Here is an 18,749-nt window from a genome sequence, read left to right as displayed (position 1 = left end):
GTGGTAAATAACAGGCAAAATTACACAAATGTGAAAGTCAAAAGAGCATAAAAAACGTGCATGATATTCTTCCAATAACATGCCCAAAGAATGAAAGTATTGGAAGTACTTTCATGCCAAAGGATGAAATAAAGATGAAGCTCAAAGCTTCACCTTTCAAGTTTTCTGTAAGTCAATTTCTATCTTGCAATTTTATTCCTGTTTCCTTGCCATCTTTTTCTTTGCAAGTTTCTCAATAATGCCAAGGCTGACTTCGCCGCCTCCGATGCTCAGCTTCCCGCTAGCAACTGCGCTTTCAAGGAGGTGCTGTCCTACAAGGGTGCGGACGATAAGAGTAGTATAGCCGTCAGGACTGCCTACAGAGCCTGCTGATATATCGGCCTTGAGGGCGGTAAAGTCCGTACATACGCTGCATCCCGGGCGGACGGTGTCCTCTAGTTCGGCAAGGGGTATCACGTACTGGACTCCGTCATTGAGGGTGATTTCGAGTTTACCCTTAACATCAATGCGGCAGACCTTCATCGGCTCGAGTGCGTACTCGCTTTTCAGCTTGCCTGCGATGAGTTTCTCATAGTCGAAGTTTTCGGTACAGAAAAGCCCTATGATGAAGCGGATAGATTTCTTGTAGGGGCTGACCAGCTGGTGGTCGGTTTCCAGCATCTTGCGGACTGCCTGAACCACACAGGGGACTCCGACAACTGCAATGTTCCTGTACTTCTTGTTTACAACTGCTTCCTTAAGGGAAGAAACAAGGGGAACCCACCAGTTGTAGCGGCTTCCTGCCTGGCTGATAAGGGCTTCACTATTAGTAATTACCATAGAGCGCGGCTTGAGAGTCCAGGGATCTTCGGTGACTGTTACAACCGCATCCACAAGCCCGGTGTCGAGAGCATTTGCGAGGATTGCAGTAACAGCTCCTCCACTCTGTTTTCTTGGAATTTCAAACTCGGCTTTTCCGGCAGTGATTTTCAGGTAATCTCCTAGAAGGCTTGAAGGCTGTTCATCAAGCCTCGGGCAGACCTCATAGCAGGCTCCACAGGGCACATCATCAACAGCAGCTTTACAGTAGTTGTTGCTCTTCGGGTGTGTGGAATCGCCGCCTGTTTCGAAGTACAGGGCGTCAGCAGGGCAGACTGCAATGCAGGCTCCGCAGCCTGAGCAAAGTCCTGTGTCCCAGACTTTTGATTTCAGGTCAATGTAACTCTTACTGATTGGTTTCTTTTCTGCCATTTCTGATCACTCCCAGACGTATTTGCTTGCAAAAGGCCGGCTGCTTGCAGGTCCGATCCTTGTATAGTTTGTGTCCAGGAACTCTGCGGGGTCATATCCAAACTGCTCGCAGAAGCTCTTTATGATCGGGGCTATACGTTCAAGGTCGGCTTCCGTAAACTTGAATTTCTTGGCTCCGACTCCGAGCAGGTAGTCATCCACATCTCCGCGGATAATAATTTCTCCGCCATGGATCCCGCTTCCTATGCCCCTGTCCGTCATGGCTTTTTCTTTGCCGATGCCGAGCACAAGCACAAGGCCTCCTGCCATGTATTCTCCCAGGAAGGAGTGGGCTGTCCCACCTACAACAAGTACTGGTCTGGCTTCAACCTCGTACTGCTTCATGTGGATTCCGCCGCGGTAGCCAATGTTGTTCTTTATGAAGACCTTGCCTCCCCTCATACTGTGAGCTACTGCATCCCCTGCGCTTCCGTGGATAACGAGCATGCCTCTATCCATAGTGTTTCCGGGGGCATGTTCGGCATTCCCGTTTACTATGCAGGTAGGTCCGCTCATGAACATCCCGAGGTCCCCTCCGGGGACGCCGTTGATTATGATGCGGACATTGCCTCTTAACCCATCTCCTATAAAGCGCTGTCCGAGCACATTATCGAGTATAATCTCTTCTGCCCCTTCCGCAACTGCAGCCCTTATTTTCTGGTTTAAGGGAGTGTAGTGCATACACTTGGCATCAATTCTTACCGTCTTCATGTTCAGGCCCCCGCTGGCAGTACGTCCAGGATTTTAAGCATTCCTTCATCCAGCATATATCCGCGAAGGCGGTCCCTGTTTCCACGCAAACTCTCAATACTGTTGATGCCTGCTGCACCCATAAGTTCGCTGAGTTCCAGGGTCCAGCCGTGTATCAGGTTTGAAACCTGTGCTGCTCCGGCTTCGGGGTCAAGCCTGCTCACAAGGTCCGGGCGCTGGGTTGCAATACCCCATGGGCAGAGGTTTCTGTAACAGTTGCCGCAGACTCTGCAACCCAGAGCGATAAGGGCTGCAGTTCCTATGTAGACTGCATCTGCTCCAAGGGCAATGGACTTGGCAAGGTCGGCACTGCTTCTTATTCCACCGCTTGCAATAATGGAGATCTCGTTCCTGACTCCCTGGTCTCTCAGTTTCTGGTCAACGCTTGCGATTGCAGCTTCGATTGGAATTCCCACATGGTCCCTGAAGACCTTCGGGGCTGCCCCGGTACCGCCGCGGAACCCATCAATAACTACTGCGTCTGCAGAGGATCTGGCAATGCCTGCGGCAATGGGAGCCACGTTGTGCACTGCTGCAATCTTCACAAAGACCGGCTTTTTCCATTCGGTTGCCTCTTTAAGGCTTCTGATAAGCTGAACAAGGTCCTCGATACTGTAAATGTCATGGTGAGGAGCAGGGCTGATCGCGTCACTGCCCAGAGGAATCATACGGGTCTTTGAGACTTCTTCGTTTACTTTTTCTCCGGGAAGGTGCCCTCCTATACCCGGCTTTGCTCCCTGCCCGATCTTGATCTCAATGGCAGCGCCTCTTTCCAGGTAGTCGATGTTCACACCGAAGCGGCCTGATGCTACCTGGACAATCATGTTGTCCTGGTAGGGATATAATTCCTTGTGAAGTCCACCTTCTCCTGTTCCCATGAAGGTGCCTGCTTCTTTTACTGCCTTTGCCATACTGAGCTGGGAGTTAAGGCTGATGGCTCCGAAACTCATGTGCCCGATCATTATAGGAGTATCAAGCTTGAGGTTTGGAGCAAGCTTTGTGTCCAGCTCTATGTCTCCACTCTCGGTTTTTCTGAATTTGAGCTGTTTTGGCTTTTTCCCTATATAGGTCCTGAGTTCCATGGGCTCTCTCAGGGGGTCGATGCTCGGGTTTGTAACCTGGCAGGCATCAAGCAGAAGGCGGTCATAGATAATTGGAAGGTCTCTTGCATTTCCCATTCCTGAAAGGATGATCTTTCCGCTGCGTGCCTGATTAATAATATCTTCTCTGGTTTCTCTGGTCCAGAGCGGGTGGCTGCGGTAGTCGATGGGTTTTTCTGTGATACTTATTGCGTCCCTCGGACACATGGATACACAGCGGAGACAGGCAGTACATTTTCTGGATTCTATCAGGATTTTGTCGCCTTCTCTTCTGTATACGCCGTAGGAACAGTTTTCAATGCAGCGTCCGCAGTCCATGCACTGGTCGCGGTCAATGCTGACCTTAAATTTTGGGGGTACACTTCCGAGCGTCATTCGATAAACCTCCCTATGATGGGTTCTCCTGCCCTGGGAGTGTAGATGTTCTTAACTTCGGGGTCAAGGGTCCTTATTGCGGCTTCTTCACTGGATATATAGAGTTTGCTTCCGTTTTCTCCTACAACAAGAGGACGCAGTTTAATCCTGTCAGTGAAGCCTACAATGCCGTCATCCGTGCCGACAACAATTGCAAAAGGTCCGTTCATGAGGGCAGAGCCATAGGTCAGGCGGACTGCTTTGTTCAATTCAGCTTCTTTTTCAGGCATCCGGTCGATCTCATCCCAGAATGGAGGAGCAAGAGCCCGGACAACCATTTCATAGGAGAGTTCATGCTGCCTTCCGAGCAAATCGAAAAGGTAAGCTACAACTTCGGTATCTGTAAGTGCAGTGCATTTGTATCCGTACCCTTCTACATAGCGCTGGTTTGTGCCGTATGAGGTAATTTCTCCGTTGTGCACTACTGACCAGTTAAGCAGGTTGAAGGGGTGAGCCCCTCCCCACCAGCCCGGTGAGTTTGTCGGGTAGCGGTTGTGAGCAAGCCATATATAGCCTTTGTAATCCTCAATCCTGTAGAAGTTTGCTACATCCTCAGGCCAGCCGGAAGCTTTGAAAACTCCCATGTTTTTGCCAGAGGAAAAGATTGTGGCGCCTTTCACATTGGCGTTTACTTCCATGACTACGTACTTGACAACATCATTTTCGGAATTCATTCTTCCTGCCATCAGGTCTGCTGAGGGTTTGAAGAAATATCTCCAGGGGATATGGACTTTTTTTATTCCTGGCTGAGGAGTAGTCGGGATTTCTTCCTGGTGAACGATCTCTCCCCACTGCTGGAGGATTTCATCAACCTTCTTTTTCGGTTCTGCCAGGTTATCAAAGAAAACATGAAGAGCATAGTAGTCCGCATATTCTGGGTAAATCCCGTATGCGGCATAGCCTGCCCCGTCTCCACTGCCTCTTTCATTCATGAGACTGAGGGCGGCTTTTATGCTCGACCCGTCCATTCTGGACTTTGTTCGATCTATAAAGCCTATTATTCCACACATTTTGATCACTCTAGAAATGGATAGAAATGAGCGTGATACGAGTAACTTTCTGAATACTCCCTTAGGTTTCCGGTTATTCCCCCCAAATTTATGCGGCTCATTTTTGAGAAATAGTTCAAAAAATTTGCCAGCTGGATACACTGGATTTTCGGGGGAAGATTCTACTGTATTTCTTAAGTTTAAGGAATACTTTACTTAATTTATCTTCTTTTGATTATATTATTATTCTGATTATGCGATAGCTTTCCTGCCTCTGCTTTTTTATCATCTGTAAAAATTGAGAGGGTCGCCGCTAAGGGAAGTAAGTAATTTAGTACCTATTTGACAATATATATATGTTTCTTTTTCCAGAACCGAAACTTCCTGACAGAACACCGCGAAGCAAGGCGTTTTAAACCTTCAATTTTCTTTTTTGTACCTGTATTTCTACCTTCTTGGAGTCTATCTATGAGTCTATCTATAATTCATTGTTTCTTTCTTTCAGGGTTCTAACCTCTTTCCAAGGATACATCCTGCTTTTTACCCTGATATTGTATCAAAAAAGTAACCAATGAGATAATATCTGATTGAGAGATTATAATTTTCCGGGGAAAGCATTTTTATACAGAAATTCTCTTCAGGTCCCTTTTTCTTAAATGTATTAAAAAGAACTTTTGCCTGAAATATCTTTTTTCAAGCTCCCAGAATTTTTTTTCAAAAAACAGGGATACAACTGCCGGAAGATGTATCCCTTAACAAACGTTTTTGAAACCTGGAGCAGATTCTTCCGGCTATTTTAAGCTTAAGGTTCTCCTGTATGCTTACAGGGTAGGGAGGTATCTGGCAAGTTCCCAGGGATGAACTATTGCTTTGTATTCGTTCCATTCCATCTCTTTTGCACAGAGGTAGTGGCTGAATACATGTTCTCCCAGAGCTTCTCTTACGAATTTACTGCCTTTCATTTCGTCGATTGCTTCCTTGAGGTCTGCAGGCAGAGAGCGGATGCCTCTCTCTTCACGTTCTTTTTCCGTAAGGTGGAATATGTTTACGTTGGTGGGCTCTCCGGGGTCTATCTTGTTTTTAATTCCATCAAGGCCAGCTCTGAGCATGAGAGCAAATGCAAGGTAGGGGTTGCATGCCGGGTCCGGACATCTGAGTTCAATTCTTGTTCCATTCCCTCTGGTTGCGGGAATACGGATCAAGGAACTTCTGTTTTGTGCAGACCAGGTAATGTAAACCGGTGCTTCATATCCTGGAACGATCCTCTTATAAGAGTTAACAATCGGGTTTGTAACAGCTGCAAATTCCCTTATGTGCTTCAGCAGTCCGCCTATGTAATACATTGCATCCTGGGAAAGTTTTGTCGGGGTTTCTGGATCATAGAAGGCGTTCTTTCCATCTTTGAAAAGGGACTGATTGCTGTGCATTCCAGATCCGTTTACACCATAGAGGGGCTTTGGCATGAAGGTTGCATAGTATCCCTTATGGTAGGCAATAGATTTCACCACATATTTGAAAGTCACTACGTTGTCTGCTGTGCTAAGTACGTCCCCGAACCTGAAGTCGATTTCATGCTGGGATGGTGCGACTTCGTGATGAGAGGCTTCGATCTGGAATCCCATATGTTCAAGGGCATAGTCAATGTCTCTGCGGACATCCTGTGCACGATCCAGGGGTGCAAAGTCGAAGTATCCACCCTGGTCAGTAAGTTCTGTTGTCGGGTTTCCGTTTGCATCAAGCTTGAAAAGGAAAAATTCAAGTTCCGGTCCTACGTTCATTGAGAAGCCCATTTTTTTGGCTTCTGCTATTGCACTCTTAAGGACATATCTCGGATCTCCCAGGAAAGGTTTTCCGTCAGGAAGATATACATCTCCGAGAATCCTGGCGACTGCACCTGTTGCAGGCCTCCAGGGGAGGATTCTGAATGTTGAAGGGTCAAGTATGAGTTTCATATCAGACTCTTCAATCCTTGTAAATCCCTGGATTGAAGATCCGTCAAACATTACACCGTTATCAAAGGCTTCTTCCAGTAGTTCTGCGGGAATTGCCCAGCTTTTGATGATGCCGAGTGTATCCGTAAACTGGGTTCGGATAAACTTCACGTCTCGTTCTTTTACAGCCTCTAATACGTCTTCTTTAGTTGTACACTTTTTCATCTGCACCATTTGATTCATCCTCACTAGGCATTAGGTAACCATTTACCTATCTAATCATATATATATTTTTCCATCATTCTCTAAAATAAGATACTCAAGACACTCCATACAGGACTTACGCAGATTCTGAAATTATTTATGCGATTCATCCCCACTCCGTTATATATTTCTAATATCCTGTATATAAATCTCATTCCAAAAAAGATATATTTCTCAATAAAACTTTTATTCTGGTTATTTATGCTTGAGGATTTACAAAAAGGCTTCAACATACATAAATAGCAAATTAAAGCTTTTTTTCGATCCCAAAATTAATGATCTCTGAGGTCTAACATATTATTGAGGTCTTATATGTTTCAGAAAGTTAATGTGTTCAGATTACTGGTCTCTGTAATAATCTGTCAGTTTGCAGGAGTAATAGGTTCCATATTTACAGCATCTTCTCTTGAAGGCTGGTATTTTTTGCTTGAAAAACCGACTTTCAATCCTCCATCCTGGGTTTTCTTCCCTGCCTGGACCATACTCTATACACTCATGGGAATATCCCTTTACCTTGTATGGGAACACGGTCTGCAGCATAAAGAAGTCAAGACCGGAATTTTCCTTTTTGGATTGCAGCTGGGCCTTAATACACTCTGGTCTCTGCTATTCTTCGGACTGAAATCTCCTTATTATGCCTTTCTTGAGATTCTCATACTCTGGGCTGCAATTCTTTTGACGATAATGCAATTCAGGAAGATTTCAAAATCAGCATCCTTTCTTCTTATTCCTTATATCTTATGGGTTAGTTTTGCAGCACTGCTTAATTACCAGATCTGGGTTCTCAATCCATGAATATATGTTTCCATCAGCAGTTTCCCACATAAAAAATAGAATTTTTCAGTTTAGAATGATGGCTCTTCTGAAGTTCTATTATTGATTGAACTTGCATTTATGAAAAATATCTGAAAAAAGATTATACCCGGAGAATCCGGATAAACTTTGAGTTAAAAAGAATCATCAGTATGGAGAGCTCCGCAGCCGCAGCTTCTTCCTAAAAGGGTTGATACACGATGCCTGAGATGGTGAATATCATCTTCGGACATCTTTTCAAGCTCTTTTTTATGTTCTGCATCTATATGGTCAAACATAGTTTGTTCTACTTCTTCAAGTTCGTTACCGGCAGCCATAAAGTTACACTTGAACCCCAGATCGCCGCACTTAACAATTTTCATAGCATCTCCTCTCACAGTATAATTTCTCAAAATAGCCTTTTTAAAATAGGATCTCTTCTATTCAAACTAAATATAATAAAAATTGATTGGATATAAAATTAAGTCTTCAGGACTCTTTCTTTTGTGCGGCTCTTTTGCTGTCCCCAGTTTTTTAATTTATAGGAACATATCTTGCACAGACAAAGCCTCCTTTATAAGGGACTTTTATCGTGAGCATTCCATTATTGTTCACTGCAACAGCTTTTTCCGGGTCTACTGGTCCGTCCAGGAAAAAAGACCCCAGGTATTCGGCAGTTTCACTGAAGGCTTTAATGTAAAAACTGTTTTCGTGTATCACAAGAGTTATGTGATCACTTGTGACGTCCGGAAGTTCAATCTCTATAGTAAGATTTTCATGTTTATCATCATGATACATGGCTATAATCGGGGTTTTTATTATCTTAGGCACGGGATTTTCCATTGACATACCTCCTGAAAATTTTTTTAATCTGGCATTTCAAACAATCGTTCAGTCTATTTTCACTTCGATGGCATTTTCAAAAGGCTGTTGATAAGGCACAGTGGCTTTCAGAACCCCATTTAATAGACTGCTGTGGTTTTTTCCGGAATAATAGGACAGCATACCGCATAACTGTCAGCATATTCAACCTCTTCTTTAGTGGCTTTTATATAAAAGCCATCTTCCACTACTTTGAATGAAATATCTTTCTTTTCCACGCCAGGAAGAATAATTTCTATTTCCAGGTTTTCATGTGTATCGTCCGGATATGCGCTAATAACAGGTGATAATCTCAAAATGTCAGCCATAATATTCCCCCAAATAAAATCGCCTATTAAGATATTTATATATATCTTCTCTATTTATTTCATCCAATTGAGAAGCAGAAGAATCATTTGTGCAGAAAATTATAGTTCTGTTTCTTACCATCAGCCGAGATAGAAACTTATGTTTATGGAAACAAAAAAAGCACATGATATTCTTCGAATAACATTCCCAGAGAATTAAAGTATTTGAGAGAACTTTCATGCCAGAGAGAAATGAAGAAAAAAGGTGCCCTGTTAAAGGGCATCTCCGTTCCTTTCTCCAGTTCTTATCCTGACTACGGTTTCAATGGGAATTACGAAGATTTTTCCGTCCCCTATTTCTCCGGTATAGGCCGTGCTCTGGATTACCTTTATGACCTCCTCGACTTTGTCTTCCGGTAAAACTATTTCTATTTTGGTTTTTGGAAGAAGGTCTACACAGTATTGTTTCCCTCTCCATTGCTGCACTATTCCTTTTTGCTGGCCACGTCCTTTGACATCGGTGACTGTCAGGCTTGGGTATCCTGCTTCTTCCAGGGCATCCTTTACCTGATGCAGTTTCAGAGGTTTTATGATTGCTTCTAACTTGCACATTCTGGTCATTTTATTCCTCCCTCATCAGGTATTCGGGGTAAGCTCTGATTCCGTGCTCACTAATATCCAGTCCCATTATTTCTTCTTCTTCGCTAACCCTGAGCCCTATTACGGCATCGAGGATCTTGAAGATTATGAACGAGAGCCCAAAACCCCAGGCCATGGTTGTTACAACTGCCACAAGCTGGATCAGAAGCAGGCTTATCCCTCCTCCATAGAAGAGTCCGGGAACTGCAGCAGCATACGAAGCATCTGCAAGGATGCCGTTTCCAATACCTATGGAGAAGAGTCCGACAGAGATCAAACCCCAGGTTCCGCAATATCCGTGTACAGCAATTGCACCTACCGGGTCGTCCAGTTTAAGATTGTTTTCATTAAACATGACACCTGCATAGATGATTATCCCTGCGACGATCCCTATTGCTATGGCTCCCCAGTTCGATATCGAACCACAGGGTGCGGTGACTGCTACAAGACCACCGAGAAGTCCGTTTGCAGTGAGTGATGGATCTGGTTTTCCGGTTTTCATCCAGGTAATTGCCATGGTCGTAACAGCTCCGACGGCTCCCGCCAGAAAGGTGTTGACCACTACAAGGTTCATGTATGGGTCGTTTGCGTTAAGGGTACTCCCTCCATTGAACCCCAGCCACCCGAGGGCAAGGATCAAAGTTCCGAGGAAGGCAATGGTCAGGTTATGACCGGGAATCGGTATGGCTTTTCCATCCTTAAATTTGCCTATCCTTGCACCTACAAGGAGCACACCTGCAAGGGCAGAATACCCACCAATTGAGTGAACAACTCCCGAGCCTGCAAAGTCATGGTGTGCCACTCCGATTGCTTTTACAATCGGGCTTTCGGCTCCGCTAAGTAGGGCCATGTCAGCTCCACTCCATACCCAGTGCCCATATATGGGGTAGATTACTGCTACCATCAGGATACAGTAAACAAGGTAAGCTTTGAAGTTAGTCCTCTCAGCCATAGCTCCTGAAACTATGGTAGCTCCGGTGGCTGCGAACACCATCTGGAAGAACCAGCTGTTCCAGGTCGCATTGTCTGCTCCAGCCAGGAAGAACTGGTTAGTTCCTATAAGTCCTGCTGCATCGGCTCCATACATAATTCCCCAGCCCACTGCCCAGTAGACAAGGATGCCGATGACGACAGTCATGAAGTTTTTCATCAGGATATTAGCTGTATTTTTACTCCTCGTAAGTCCGGTTTCTACCAGAGAGAAACCTGCGTGCATAAAGAATACCAGTCCGCTTGCTATAAGCAGCCATAAGAATGTAAGTGTCGTTTGCAGTCCTTCGATTGCCTGTGCATTTTCCTCTACCGTTGTAGCAAGTGCCGGCGAGGACAGCGATATAAACATCATACAAATAACTATCAGTAATTTCCCGATCTTCTGTACATTTTTTAGCATACCGTTCCTTGCCTCCTTTTCTTCTATCGGCAACCGGTAAGTGCTTGTCTACTTATAATTATTTATATCTTTCGCTCAATTCTCTGTTTTTTATTTTTCCGTCAAAAAACTCTAAATCTTTAATTTTTTAAAAAACTATATTAGGGGGAAACTTTAAAAATATAATAATATTTGATTTTTTAGACTTACAGAAGATTAACTGCCAGATTTCTTCATGAGTGTTTCTCCAGTTGAACCGGCTGCTGATAATACAAAATTTCACCGGCTAATAGAAAAAACATTAAAAAAGAAGCAGATCAATGTGCAAAGTATTAGGTCCCCAGTTACAACTCTTCTGGATCTCCATAAGGTTTAAAGTATTCATTATGAGCTATTATGAATATTTTTTAAGCTCTTCGCAATTTCCTTATTCAGACCTATCTTTTGATCTGGAGACGGACTTTTTCAGTAGTTGAATTTACTTCACGATAAATACCCTGGATATAAAGATTTCTTTTTTGTATTTATAATCCCTATTTAATAGTAATTGCTATGAAAAAAACTGTTTTTTGAAAAAAGCAAACCAGGGAAGTTATTGGGTATGAATTAATGAAAAAGAAAGTATTTAGCAGGATTTTTATGGCTCCAGATCTATGAAACCAGAAAAGAATGAGCTTATGAGAAGTTAGTTTAGAATCAATCTTTCCTAATTATATAAGCGTTCTGAGATACAACTACTTGTGTAAAACTATCTAGATATTTATCCGAACTTAATTGTTTCAACAAATTTTCTGAATCTCTTGTCACTCGAAATTGGGGATAAATCTGGTGACGGAGCGCATTGATGTATTAGGGAAGGGGTGGTTTACAGGTGACGGCAAATGTCATAGAAGTAAATAATCTTGAGCACTCATATGGATCTGTAAAAGCCGTTGATAATATCAGTTTTTCAGTACAAGAGGGGGAAATATTCTCGTTTCTCGGTCCAAATGGAGCTGGGAAGAGTACTGTGATTAATATTCTCACGACGCTCCGAAAGATCCAGAAAGGGGAAGCCAGAGTCAATGGGTATGATGTGGCAAAGGAATCAAAATCTGTAAGAAAATCGATAGGAATTGTTTTTCAGATGCTTTGCCTCGACTATGAAATGACTGTATGTGAGAATCTGGAATATCATGGTAAGATCTATTCGATGCCAAAAAATGAAAGAAAAAAGCGTATTGAAGAGCTCTTAAAACTAACAGAACTGGAAAACAAAAGGGATACTCTGGCAAAAGATCTTAGCGGTGGTATGAAACGAAGGCTTGAACTTGCAAGGGGATTGATGACAAAGCCTGCGGTTCTCTTCCTGGATGAGCCAACAATAGGTTTCGATATTCAGACAAGAATGAGAATGTGGGAATATTTAAGAGAGATTAAGAGGGCAGGGACCACGATATTCCTGACTACCCATTATATGGAAGAAGCAGATCAACTCAGTGACAGAATTAGTATTATTGACCACGGAAAGATAATTGTAACCGGAACCGCAGACGAATTGAAGAACAAACTTGGTAAAGACCTTATTTATCTGGAAACCAGTGATAACAAAGTTGCTGTAGATATTTTAAGGGCGATCAAGTCCGTAAAAAACGTAACTGAAGATACAAAATCTCTGAGAGTTATGATCGGAGAAGATGTCACTCACGTGCTTCCTCAAATTATAGAACAGATCAGACAGGCAGAAATAGACATCACAACTATAAATATAAAGAAACCTTCGATGGATGATGTTTTTGTTCACTATACAGGACATGATTTACGGGAAGGAGAACCGCAGGAAAAACATGAAGGAATGGAAATAATGGGGGGTTCTGAATGAACTTTGAATTCCGTGCCATATACTGGAGAGATATGGTAAAGTTTTTCAGGTACAAATCCATGCTCTTCAGTTCGTTAATTCAGCCTGTAATGTGGCTGGCATTTTTCGGGCTTGCAATGTCAGAGAGTTTTGACCAGCTGACTGCTCTCATTCCACCAATTGATGGAGTCCAGATTGTTGATTACCTTTCCTATATGGGTGCAGGAATAATTTCCATGAATGTACTGTTCAGCAGCCTATTTGGGGGTACTGTTCTTATGTTTGATAAACAATTTAGTCTGCTGAGGGAAACTCTGGCAAGCCCGGTTTCCAGGGTTAATATCATTCTGGGGGTTGGGCTTTCAGGTGTAACAAAGGCATATATTCAGACATCGATAATTATAGTATTCGGGAAACTTCTGGGAATGGATTTCTTTATGGGATACACACTTACTGAGACTCTGATAGCAATCGCTGGTATTTTTCTATTTGTAGGACTTTTCACTTTGGGGTTCCTTTTCCTCTCCGGTTCTATTGCTATAACCATAGAGAAGCCGGAGGGAATGCAGTCAATTCTTACTCTGCTCAGCATGCCCATATTCTTTGTAAGCAATGCCCTATATCCAATTGATGCTTTTCCAGCTTTTCTAAAGTTTCTTTCAATGTTTAATCCGCTAACCCTTCTGGCAAATGGAATCCGTTATTTTGCTTTAGGGGACAATTTCTCTGTAATAGGTAATCACTACGTTTATACTACGATGGATATCGGCATGTCTTTCCTTGGCCTTTTATTCTTCGCCCTCTCGATGTTAGCCGTTTCACTCTGGAGGTTCAATAAGGTGGACATATAAACATATTGATAGAAATCCTTTCTTTCTCTTATTTTTTAGTTGAAGTTGATCCAAAAACTCAAAAATTCCTTCTTTGGATCTCGGTTTTGAGGCAATCACCAGCGTTTCTGATCAGGAACGTAGTTCTGAAACTCCTATGAATTTGAGACTTTTTATTATTTTCTGGTCTTCATATTTTCTCTAGGAGTTACGTAGTTAGTTCTCTGCATATCTTTTTTCCACTCCTCCAATTTACGACTTAATTTAATGTGTATAGAGGATTCTTTAAATATGCCGTCACTGCCACTCTCCTAATTTTCATAGCACTTTCGAACCATGATATTCCATTTTTGATTCTTTGTAATTCTAATCTGAGAAAAGCTCTTAATGAGAACATTATATGTGCTCTTTGTGACTCTTCCTTTCTTGCCTGACATTTTTCGACACCACAGAACTGTTTTATCCCTCTATGATATTCTTCAATTTTCCATTATTTCTTTGTCAAATCTTCACGTTTTGATTCCTCCATATCCTGCACATCTGTAACCCAGTGTTGCGTGTCTCCATCTTTTGAAACAATCCGAAACACCTTTACAAATCCATATGCTTTGAGTGTCAAGGCCGGTGAATAATTCCTCATTTTAGCCGGATTAAAATTCCCTGATTTCCAATCCTTGAGAAAAACTTGAGGATCCTAAATAATGTTGAAAATGGAGGAATGGCTATTGATACGAGATTTATATTAACGAGTCTTTAGCATAAGTGAAATCGTGCGACAAGAAGCGGTATCTGAGATTACGGGTTAATCCGTCCCCTATCCGTTTAGGGTGTCCCCACTGTAGCATGCGTTTCTGTTTAACGGGAAGGTGTGAAGCCTACAGGACAATGCGGAGAGGAATAGAACCCTGATCTATACAATCTGCTAGGGAAAAAGCCGCCATGGAGAAGCAAACGCTGAATCATCGAAAGGATCGTCATGATGAACAAGTGAAAACAGGGTGATAACACCTGAACCAAAAGGTGCAGAGCCTGACCATACTGAATCCTATACAGAATGGTAAACGGACACTATGGCTCTCGGTCCAAAGATGACTCCTACAGCGTCAAAGGAAAAAAAAGTATCCCCTATATGGAACTTGGTAACCCGTATGCGTTCCTTGAAAAAAAAAGGTATGGAAGTCGCGAGACTGACAAATGGTGTAGACGGGAGAGGATGTTTCAAAAAGCAAACGCCTGTCTGTAATGGACAAGATAGAGGCTTATGCCTCAGCCTGAAAAGGCGCTAACTTGAAACAGGTGTTTCACAGCAAAGAAGGGAGGTATACCAATTAAAGTACGAAATTCAACTACGCCTGATGGCGAGAAACGTACTGACCGGGAACTTGCCCGTCAATGGAATTCTATCGACTGGGACGAAGTTAAATCTCGAGTTAACAGGCTACAGACCCGGATTGCAAAGGCAACACAAGAGGAAAATTGGAATCTGGTTAAAAGACTCACATATCTGCTTACTCATTCCCACTCTGCTAAACTACTAGCAGTAAGGATTGTTACACAAAATCGTGGGAAACGAACCGCAGGTGTCGACGGTAAACTCTAGAAAACTGCATCGGACAAGATGCAGGCAGCACTCAATCTCACCGACCGCCAATATCGCGCACACCCATTACGTCGTATCTATATCCCTAAACCAGGAAAAGACACAAAACGTCCTATCTCTATCCCAACCATGAAAGATCGAGCTATGTAGGCACTCTACGCTTTAGCTCTTCAGCCTATAGCGGAAACTACTGGAGACACCCGATCTTTCGGGTTTCGACTTTTTAAGTGCGCACAGGATGCATCAGCATATGCATTCATATGCCTTAGGAAAGAGACGTCAAGCCAGTGGATCCTGGAAGGGGACATCAAAGGATGCTTCGATAACATTGCTCATGCATGGCTCAAGAAGAATATTCCAATAGACAGGTTAATCCTGACCCAATTCCTGAAATCCGGTTTCATTTTTGATGAGACACTCTACCCTATTGATAAAGGCACGCCTCAAGGGGGCATTATCTCTCCCATCCTCGCCAATATGACATTGGATGGGATAGAAAAGATCCTCGTTGGACGTTTCCCAAGGAAGAAAGTACATTTCATTCGCTATGCAGATGACTTTCTGGTCACTGCTCCATCAAGAAAGATAGCAGAAGAAGTGCGCGAAACCATCCGGGAATTCCTGGCAATCAGGGGTCTTGAGCTCTCTCCTGAGAAGACGGTGATTACTCACATTGACGAAGGGTTTGACTTCCTTGGGTGGAACTTCCGCAAATACAAAGGAACACTTCTGATTAAGCCATCCCAAAAGTCAATCAAGTTGATCACCCAGAATATCAAGACTATTGTCAGGAAGGCAAAAGCATGGACACAAGATCAACTCATCAAAAATCTTAACCAGATAATTAGGGGATGGACGAACTATCACCGTCATATAGTAGCCAATGATACGTTCAGGAAACTTGACGCCTATATGTGGAAAGTCACTTGGCAATGGGGAAAACGGAGACATCCTAATAAAGGGCATAAATGGGTTGCAAGTAAATATTGGCACTCAGATGGTAATAGAAACTGGGTATTCCGGACAAAGGTGACAAAACTTCTAAAGTTTTCAGATGCGAAGATCCGCCGACATGCAATGCTCAAACTTGATGCCAACCCTTACCTAGACAGGAACTACTTCCTCGAAAGAAAGAAACGTATCAAGAGGCAAACACCGTGGATTCAAACCAGAATTTCATTTTTCGCTTTTAGCCGCCCTAGTGGGTTGTGAAACGCGCGAGCGAACTGCGGTGAAAATCGCACGGTTCGTTCCTGGAAGGGAAGGAACGAGTAATCCTTCCTTCCTATTCAACTATCTCCCATTTGACGAAGAAGGAGCTCACTGCCTATTTCAGTTGATATCCAGACGTTATGAAAAGAGTTCAACGATCTTGACATCAAATAAGTCGTATGGAGAATGGGGAGAGATATTCAAGGATCATGTAATAGCGGCTGCTGTACTTGATAGGATTCTTCATCATAGCACGACGATTAATATCAAAGGGGAAAGTTACAGGCTGAAAGAAAGGAAGAAACAGGGAATAAAAACAGGAAATATTTTCCAGTAATTTCTAACGAGTTTATGAAAAATTGAGTAAACTTTATATCAAAACATGGGGAAATTTAAACCGACCAAAGTGGGGAATAGTAAACCGGCCTTGACATGAGAGGAACTACAAGTCCTTTTGGAGGAATATCTACTGTTTCAAGTGGCACATTTCCCTTCTTGTCAGGATTTACCAAACGATTATTTTTTAACCTTGTAAGGAAGTGCCATTCTTTTTTCCTTATTTCTTTAAGGTTTTTTACACTTGCGTCATGTATCAAACAAAGCAAATTCGGGATTAAAACACGTTCTTCAGCTTGTTAAGCAGATCGAGGAAATGGTCATTCTTCGTTTTGTCGTCTTCGTCTATGTTATAAATTCGAAAATCGATAGGGATAACGGTAGTACCGTCTGTCCAAACTAAGGTAATCAGACCTATCTCCTTTACAGTAAGATGATGTTTACCACTCCACTGATACCGAACAAAACCTATCTTTTTAGAATAAGGTTTATCCAATACTGTATCGTCATCAAAAAACCTCTTTTAGGAGTAATAAATTTCCTTACTTCAGACCATAAAGATTCTGTATCTGGAGATTGATTTTGAAGAAGCCGAGTAAAACAATCATGAGAAGGGTCATTGACTAAAGATGAGTGACAACGAGCAGCTTCAGTACAACTAAAAACGGTAGAGGCTGCAATAAGAAAATCGAGGTAATTAAGGGCGTTACATTTTAGGGGGGGGGTTATGGGTAGAACTCCAACAAATTCAAATTATATAAAAAAGAGAATATATTTTAAAGGATATTAAGGTTATGTTTATTCAAGTGCGTAAGTCCTAAGCAGAAAATATCGGGAACTTTCAGTAAAGCAATGGGAGAGCAAGCTTTCTGCAGAATCAGGACGTATATTTCTACAGGAAAAAAGAATAATTTGCCTGTTTTAGAGGGTATTCGTGCGGCGCTCATAGGAGCGCCGTTAACTATACCCTGAATAGTTACTTATAACTTTTTATATTTTCCAATTTTAATCTTCTTACGTTCTTCTTAAATCCTTTATAAATTGTCGATTCTTTTGTAAATTGTCAAAAATCCTCAGATTCAACCTTCAACCGGAATAAACCAATAGCTCAAAATTCTCCAAGCTTAGGAGAAAAATTTCATGTATGGTAGGTTTATTCCGGTTGGAGCTTTATATCTTCTTTATACAACTCTTCTGGACTATCTATTACCAATGAAATCGTAATGGACAGTAATGATTTCCACAGAGCTGTTGAGCAAGCCTTAGATTGTATTTCATTATTCCAAGGCTGCCAGTAAATTCAATACTCGTCTTACCGGTTGAGTATCCCATATCCGTCAATTAGCATTAATTTTAACTTTGTTATCTCGAGATACAGAGTTATCTTTGTGTAGCTCAAATAGAAAAACATTATAATTCCCTCCACTCCTGAAATGTTGCTATATTTGTTTAAAGTCATTTCCCTTAAAATCATTTCCCTTAAGAGCTAATCCCAAACCTAATCTATTCTGAACTATTATGATTTTCCAGGGTTATTTTTTCATTATCCGAAACTTTATTGATTCTCCAAATTCAATATTTAAAGTCGTAAATTACAGTTTCGAGATAGCTCTTAGACTGACACTGACCAATTTTGCGGTAACATCTCAGTTTTTCGCCAACCCTCCTTGTTGTACTTTATACCCATGAAATTTATTCTGGAACTCCTGCTAACATCAGACAGGTGTAAAGATCCTTGTTAAAGGCTTAAGAGTCTCAAGATTTTTATGCTCAATAGCTAGAATCTTTTCATCAGGTTTATTGCTAAACTTTAGGTGTGTTTTTCTTTTTAAGACAAAGAGTTCCAATTTTAAACCTTTAATGGATATCAATATACAGGTATATTATGAATTTATATATTATGTAAAGAACAATTGCTCCTTACAAATAATAGTTTCTGAGTTTTTAGATACAGAATGTTTCATTAAGAGTCTATCCGAAAAGTAGAATAACTAGTGTCAAGAACGTTTAGTTATTACCCAATATTAAGCTCAGAATCCTTATGCACTGACAGGAAACTGCCAAAGAATATGTGTAAGAATTAAATTGCCGTGACACTAGATTTTCGGGTAATATTGAGCAGTGACACCACGAAAAAACGGACATGACTACGAGATTTCTGATGAATTCTGGGCTAAAATCAAACCCTTATCATTGGTCATCGGTTAAGACCTTCTTTTCCTCTTGCAATAGTGTTTTTCAT

At 42.1% G+C, this 18,749-nt stretch carries 16 protein-coding genes and 5 pseudogenes; 8 read left to right on the top strand and 13 right to left on the bottom strand.

The genetic code is table 11. The annotated features are described in order from the left end of the window. Positions 1 to 192: 192 nt before the first annotated feature. The 5 genes from PLL47_RS11990 to glnA form a co-directional block, all read right to left on the bottom strand. The gene (locus tag PLL47_RS11990; protein ID WP_324446436.1) at positions 193 to 1,230 is read right to left on the bottom strand and encodes a Coenzyme F420 hydrogenase/dehydrogenase, beta subunit C-terminal domain; all 1,038 of its coding nucleotides are present in this window, start codon (positions 1,228 to 1,230) and stop codon (positions 193 to 195) included. A 6-nt stretch (positions 1,231 to 1,236) separates the two neighbouring features. Beyond that, on the bottom strand, positions 1,237 to 1,980 hold the full coding sequence (locus PLL47_RS11985) for a GltB/FmdC/FwdC-like GXGXG domain-containing protein (RefSeq protein ID WP_324446435.1): 744 nt from the start codon (positions 1,978 to 1,980) through the stop codon (positions 1,237 to 1,239). A gap of 2 nt (positions 1,981 to 1,982) precedes the next feature. Beyond that, complete coding sequence (locus PLL47_RS11980; RefSeq protein WP_324446434.1) at positions 1,983 to 3,494, bottom strand: glutamate synthase-related protein; 1,512 nt, start codon at positions 3,492 to 3,494, stop codon at positions 1,983 to 1,985. Next, the gene (locus tag PLL47_RS11975; protein WP_324446433.1) at positions 3,491 to 4,543 is read right to left on the bottom strand and encodes a class II glutamine amidotransferase; all 1,053 of its coding nucleotides are present in this window, start codon (positions 4,541 to 4,543) and stop codon (positions 3,491 to 3,493) included. Before PLL47_RS11975 ends, PLL47_RS11980 begins: the two co-directional genes overlap by 4 nt. Before the next feature lie 800 nt (positions 4,544 to 5,343). Further along, positions 5,344 to 6,687, bottom strand: a complete 1,344-nt coding sequence (gene glnA / locus PLL47_RS11970; RefSeq protein ID WP_324446432.1) for a type I glutamate--ammonia ligase — start codon at positions 6,685 to 6,687, stop codon at positions 5,344 to 5,346. 342 nt (positions 6,688 to 7,029) lie between these two features. On the opposite strand from glnA, the gene PLL47_RS11965 reads away from it, so the two are divergent. Next, on the top strand, positions 7,030 to 7,512 hold the full coding sequence (locus tag PLL47_RS11965) for a TspO/MBR family protein (RefSeq protein ID WP_324446431.1): 483 nt from the start codon (positions 7,030 to 7,032) through the stop codon (positions 7,510 to 7,512). A gap of 152 nt (positions 7,513 to 7,664) precedes the next feature. Here PLL47_RS11965 and PLL47_RS11960 read toward each other — a convergent pair whose 3' ends face one another. The 5 genes from PLL47_RS11960 to PLL47_RS11940 all read right to left on the bottom strand — a co-directional run bounded on the left by PLL47_RS11960 (position 7,665) and on the right by PLL47_RS11940 (position 10,710). Next, complete coding sequence (locus PLL47_RS11960; protein ID WP_324446430.1) at positions 7,665 to 7,892, bottom strand: DUF1059 domain-containing protein; 228 nt, start codon at positions 7,890 to 7,892, stop codon at positions 7,665 to 7,667. 151 nt (positions 7,893 to 8,043) lie between these two features. Continuing rightward, complete coding sequence (locus tag PLL47_RS11955; RefSeq protein ID WP_324446429.1) at positions 8,044 to 8,352, bottom strand: Hsp20/alpha crystallin family protein; 309 nt, start codon at positions 8,350 to 8,352, stop codon at positions 8,044 to 8,046. Positions 8,353 to 8,471: 119 nt separating this feature from the next. Continuing rightward, the gene (locus PLL47_RS11950) at positions 8,472 to 8,699 is read right to left on the bottom strand and encodes an Hsp20/alpha crystallin family protein (RefSeq protein ID WP_324446428.1); all 228 of its coding nucleotides are present in this window, start codon (positions 8,697 to 8,699) and stop codon (positions 8,472 to 8,474) included. Positions 8,700 to 8,951: 252 nt separating this feature from the next. After that, positions 8,952 to 9,299 (bottom strand): P-II family nitrogen regulator, encoded by a 348-nt coding sequence (locus PLL47_RS11945; protein ID WP_324446427.1) that lies wholly within the window; start codon positions 9,297 to 9,299, stop codon positions 8,952 to 8,954. Between the two features lies 1 nt (position 9,300). Then, positions 9,301 to 10,710 (bottom strand): ammonium transporter, encoded by a 1,410-nt coding sequence (locus PLL47_RS11940; RefSeq protein WP_324446426.1) that lies wholly within the window; start codon positions 10,708 to 10,710, stop codon positions 9,301 to 9,303. A gap of 850 nt (positions 10,711 to 11,560) precedes the next feature. Between PLL47_RS11940 and PLL47_RS11935 the strand changes: the two genes are divergently transcribed. Together PLL47_RS11935 and PLL47_RS11930 are read left to right on the top strand one after the other, a co-directional pair. Further along, positions 11,561 to 12,550, top strand: coding sequence for an ATP-binding cassette domain-containing protein (locus PLL47_RS11935; RefSeq protein WP_324446425.1), 990 nt, complete (start codon positions 11,561 to 11,563; stop codon positions 12,548 to 12,550). After that, positions 12,547 to 13,380: an ABC transporter permease gene (locus PLL47_RS11930; protein WP_324446424.1), complete on the top strand. Its 834-nt coding sequence runs from the start codon at positions 12,547 to 12,549 to the stop codon at positions 13,378 to 13,380. Before PLL47_RS11935 ends, PLL47_RS11930 begins: the two co-directional genes overlap by 4 nt. A 238-nt stretch (positions 13,381 to 13,618) precedes the next feature. Here PLL47_RS11930 and PLL47_RS15005 read toward each other — a convergent pair. Beyond that, a pseudogene (locus tag PLL47_RS15005) lies at positions 13,619 to 13,849 on the bottom strand (IS701 family transposase); the annotation flags it as partial. Then, positions 13,850 to 13,978, bottom strand: coding sequence for a hypothetical protein (locus tag PLL47_RS11925; protein WP_324446423.1), 129 nt, complete (start codon positions 13,976 to 13,978; stop codon positions 13,850 to 13,852). Between the two features lie 702 nt (positions 13,979 to 14,680). Here PLL47_RS11925 and PLL47_RS11920 point away from each other — a divergent pair. The 4 genes and pseudogenes from PLL47_RS11920 to istB form a co-directional block, all read left to right on the top strand. Then, entirely contained in the window at positions 14,681 to 14,959 is a 279-nt protein-coding gene (locus tag PLL47_RS11920) for a reverse transcriptase N-terminal domain-containing protein (RefSeq protein ID WP_324446438.1), read from the top strand. Between the two features lie 171 nt (positions 14,960 to 15,130). Further along, positions 15,131 to 15,655 (top strand): annotated as a pseudogene (locus tag PLL47_RS11915) (reverse transcriptase domain-containing protein); the annotation flags it as partial. Between the two features lie 63 nt (positions 15,656 to 15,718). Further along, on the top strand, positions 15,719 to 16,171 hold the full coding sequence (locus PLL47_RS11910; RefSeq protein WP_324446437.1) for a group II intron maturase-specific domain-containing protein: 453 nt from the start codon (positions 15,719 to 15,721) through the stop codon (positions 16,169 to 16,171). A gap of 82 nt (positions 16,172 to 16,253) precedes the next feature. Continuing rightward, positions 16,254 to 16,508: pseudogene (gene istB, locus PLL47_RS11905) on the top strand (IS21-like element ISMac3 family helper ATPase IstB); the annotation flags it as partial. Positions 16,509 to 16,605: 97 nt separating this feature from the next. Here the strand turns inward: istB and PLL47_RS15000 are convergent. Further along, positions 16,606 to 17,236 (bottom strand): annotated as a pseudogene (locus tag PLL47_RS15000) (transposase); the annotation flags it as partial. 90 nt (positions 17,237 to 17,326) lie between these two features. Between PLL47_RS15000 and PLL47_RS11895 the strand changes: the two are divergent. Next, positions 17,327 to 17,479: pseudogene (locus PLL47_RS11895) on the top strand (IS66 family transposase); the annotation flags it as partial. Positions 17,480 to 18,749 lie beyond the last annotated feature (1,270 nt).

It is taken from the genome of Methanosarcina sp., assembly GCF_035390745.1.
In the GTDB taxonomy this organism is placed as follows: domain Archaea; phylum Halobacteriota; class Methanosarcinia; order Methanosarcinales; family Methanosarcinaceae; genus Methanosarcina.
The sequence above is the reverse complement of the archived record's forward strand: the minus strand, read 5'-3'. Positions and strand labels throughout refer to the sequence as shown.

Excerpts from the sequence above, each read along its gene's own strand:
- PLL47_RS11990 (WP_324446436.1), bottom strand. The coding sequence starts at position 1,230 with ATGGCAGAAAAGAAACCAATCAGTAAGAGTTACATTGACCTGAAATCA.
- PLL47_RS11985 (WP_324446435.1), bottom strand. The coding sequence starts at position 1,980 with ATGAAGACGGTAAGAATTGATGCCAAGTGTATGCACTACACTCCCTTA.
- PLL47_RS11980 (WP_324446434.1), bottom strand. The coding sequence starts at position 3,494 with ATGACGCTCGGAAGTGTACCCCCAAAATTTAAGGTCAGCATTGACCGC.
- PLL47_RS11975 (WP_324446433.1), bottom strand. The coding sequence starts at position 4,543 with ATGTGTGGAATAATAGGCTTTATAGATCGAACAAAGTCCAGAATGGAC.
- glnA (WP_324446432.1), bottom strand. The coding sequence starts at position 6,687 with ATGGTGCAGATGAAAAAGTGTACAACTAAAGAAGACGTATTAGAGGCT.
- PLL47_RS11965 (WP_324446431.1), top strand. The coding sequence starts at position 7,030 with ATGTTTCAGAAAGTTAATGTGTTCAGATTACTGGTCTCTGTAATAATC.
- PLL47_RS11960 (WP_324446430.1), bottom strand. The coding sequence starts at position 7,892 with ATGAAAATTGTTAAGTGCGGCGATCTGGGGTTCAAGTGTAACTTTATG.
- PLL47_RS11955 (WP_324446429.1), bottom strand. The coding sequence starts at position 8,352 with ATGGAAAATCCCGTGCCTAAGATAATAAAAACCCCGATTATAGCCATG.
- PLL47_RS11950 (WP_324446428.1), bottom strand. The coding sequence starts at position 8,699 with ATGGCTGACATTTTGAGATTATCACCTGTTATTAGCGCATATCCGGAC.
- PLL47_RS11945 (WP_324446427.1), bottom strand. The coding sequence starts at position 9,299 with ATGACCAGAATGTGCAAGTTAGAAGCAATCATAAAACCTCTGAAACTG.
- PLL47_RS11940 (WP_324446426.1), bottom strand. The coding sequence starts at position 10,710 with ATGCTAAAAAATGTACAGAAGATCGGGAAATTACTGATAGTTATTTGT.
- PLL47_RS11930 (WP_324446424.1), top strand. The coding sequence starts at position 12,547 with ATGAACTTTGAATTCCGTGCCATATACTGGAGAGATATGGTAAAGTTT.